This is a genomic window from Faecalibacterium sp. Marseille-Q4164 (assembly GCF_017377545.1).
In the GTDB taxonomy this organism is placed as follows: Bacteria; Bacillota; Clostridia; order Oscillospirales; family Ruminococcaceae; genus Faecalibacterium; species Faecalibacterium duncaniae.
Genome location: NZ_JAFREJ010000039.1, coordinates 1 through 1,405 on the forward strand (window position 1 = coordinate 1; position 1,405 = coordinate 1,405).

Here is a 1,405-nt window from a genome sequence, read left to right on the forward strand (position 1 = left end):
AACCTTGCTGCATACAATCGCTCGCCGGACCGTTCTACAAAAAGTACCCTATCACACTTTGACGTGCTCTAGGTGCTTGTAGGCACAGGGTTTCAGGTTCTTTTTCACTCCCCTCCCGGGGTGCTTTTCACCTTTCCTTCACAGTACTATACGCTATCGGTCACTGGGTAGTATTTAGGGTTGGAGGGTGGTCCCCCCGTATTCCGACCAGGTTTCACGTGTCTGGCCGTACTCTGGATCCTGCGCAGCTCTCTCCGTTTTCACCTACGTGGTTCTCACACTCTCTGACCGGCCTTCCCATGCCGTTCGGTTAACAGATTGAGTCTTAAAAGCAGTCCGTACCCCGAAAGTATTTCTACTCTCGGTTTGCCCTCTTCCGCGTTCGCTCGCCACTACTTACGGAATCTCGTTTGATGTCTCTTCCTCGCCCTACTTAGATGTTTCAGTTCAGGCGGTTCCCTCAATACACCTATTTTAAATTTCAGTGTATTGTACCTGAGTATGAACCCAGGTGAGTTTCCTCATTCAGAGATCTCCGGATCAATGCTTATTTGCAGCTCCCCGAAGCTTATCGCAGCTTATCACGTCTTTCATCGGCTCCCAGTGCCAAGGCATTCGCCCTGCGCCCTTGTTCGCTTGACCTTTCAAACTTCTTTCAGAATGGTATCCTCTTGATTCTCTCTTTTGCCAACGAAGATTATTGTTACCCTTCCTTTTGAAATTGCAATATTTCTTAAAAGAACTTACTATAATCTTTGTTTCGCAGTTATTATTCAGTTTTCAAGGTACGTCTTTGAGTGTCCTTTTCAGGGCCCTCAAAATCGAACAATATCTACTCTGCTTGTATCTGTCACCTGTTCCAGATGGCCGACCATCTTCGATGTTCTTCCATCTGCCTGACTCCTTAGAAAGGAGGTGATCCAGCCGCAGGTTCTCCTACGGCTACCTTGTTACGACTTCACCCCAATCACCAGTTTTACCTTCGGCGGCGTCCTCCTTGCGGTTAGACTACCGACTTCGGGTCCCCCCGGCTCTCATGGTGTGACGGGCGGTGTGTACAAGGCCCGGGAACGTATTCACCGTGGCATGCTGATCCACGATTACTAGCAATTCCGACTTCGTGCAGGCGAGTTGCAGCCTGCAGTCCGAACTGGGACGTTGTTTCTGAGTTTTGCTCCACCTCGCGGTCTTGCTTCTCTTTGTTTAACGCCATTGTAGTACGTGTGTAGCCCAAGTCATAAAGGGCATGATGATTTGACGTCATCCCCACCTTCCTCCGTTTTGTCAACGGCAGTCCTGCCAGAGTCCTCTTGCGTAGTAACTGACAGTAAGGGTTGCGCTCGTTGCGGGACTTAACCCAACATCTCACGACACGAGCTGACGACAACCATGCACCACCTGTCTC

The 1,405-nt window shown here is 49.8% G+C and carries 2 rRNA genes; both read right to left on the bottom strand.

Annotated elements, in window-relative coordinates:
- Positions 1 to 642: ribosomal RNA gene (locus tag J3352_RS14090) — 23S ribosomal RNA — on the bottom strand; the annotation flags it as partial.
- Between the two features lie 266 nt (positions 643 to 908).
- Positions 909 to 1,405 (bottom strand): 16S ribosomal RNA (locus tag J3352_RS14095); the annotation flags it as partial.